General features: G+C 50.1%; 1 protein-coding gene. It reads left to right on the top strand.

Features of this window, described 5'->3' with window-relative positions; translation table 11 throughout:
• On the top strand, positions 1–1,208 hold a 1,208-nt coding region (purB, locus tag ACTHUM_RS14470; RefSeq protein ID WP_440403220.1), incomplete at its 5' end, for an adenylosuccinate lyase.
• Between the last annotated feature and the right edge of the window lie 53 nt (positions 1,209–1,261).

Consider the following 1,261-nt stretch of genomic DNA (forward strand, 5'->3'; position numbering starts at 1 on the left):
TTCCTGCTTTCAGCGATTTTACGCTTGCCGAAATCGACAAAGTGATCGAAAACTTCTCGCTTGAAGATGCCGCCGCCGTCAAAGCCATTGAGGCGACTACCAATCACGACGTCAAAGCCATCGAATATTGGCTTAAAGAACGCTTCTCCGGCGTGCCTGAAGTGGCTGCCGCCAGCGAGTTCATCCACTTTGCCTGCACCAGCGAAGACATCAACAACCTGTCCCACGCTTTAATGCTGCAAGAAGCGCGTGAGGCCGTTTTGCTGCCGAAACTGGCCGAAATCATCGAAAAACTGACCGGTATGGCGCATGAGTTGGCTGCCGTCCCTATGATGAGCCGCACGCATGGCCAGCCTGCTACACCAAGCACACTGGGTAAAGAAATCGCCAATGTCGTGTATCGCCTGCAACGTCAGTTTAAAAACCTGCAAGCGCAAGAGTTCCTCGGCAAAATCAATGGTGCAGTCGGCAACTACAATGCCCATATGGTCGCTTATCCCGATGTAGATTGGGAAACCCATTGCCGCAACTTCGTTGAAATTAGCCTCGGCCTGACCTTCAACCCCTACACCATTCAAATCGAGCCGCACGACTATATGGCGGAATTCTTCCAAGCCATCAGCCGTGTCAACACGATTCTGATCGACCTCAACCGCGATGTTTGGGGCTACATTTCTTTGGGTTACTTCAAACAAAAAGTCAAAGCAGGCGAAGTCGGTTCTTCTACCATGCCGCACAAAGTCAATCCAATCGACTTTGAAAACTCCGAAGGTAACCTCGGTATGGCCAATGCCGTATTGGGCTTTTTGTCTGAAAAACTGCCGATTTCCCGTTGGCAACGCGACCTGACCGACAGCACCGTATTGCGCAATATGGGCGTAGGCGTGGGCTATACCGTATTGGGCTTTATCGCCCATCTGCGCGGTCTGAACAAGCTTGAGCCGAATCCTGCCGCCCTTGCTGCCGATTTGGACGCTACTTGGGAGTTGCTGGCCGAGCCGATTCAAACCGTAATGCGTCGTTACGGCGTGGCCAATCCTTACGAGAAACTGAAGGACCTGACTCGAGGTAAAGACGGCATTACGCCTGAAGTGTTGAAACTCTTTATCGAATCGTTGGAAATTCCGGCAGAAGCCAAAGCCAAATTGCTTGAGCTGACCCCTGCGTTGTATGTAGGCAAAGCCGAAGAGTTGGCAAAACGAATTTGATTTATAAAAAAGCCATTTGAAGATTCAAATGGCTTTTTTTGAATTAAATATAT

The sequence above is a fragment of the Neisseria sp. P0021.S006 genome (genome assembly GCF_051956895.1).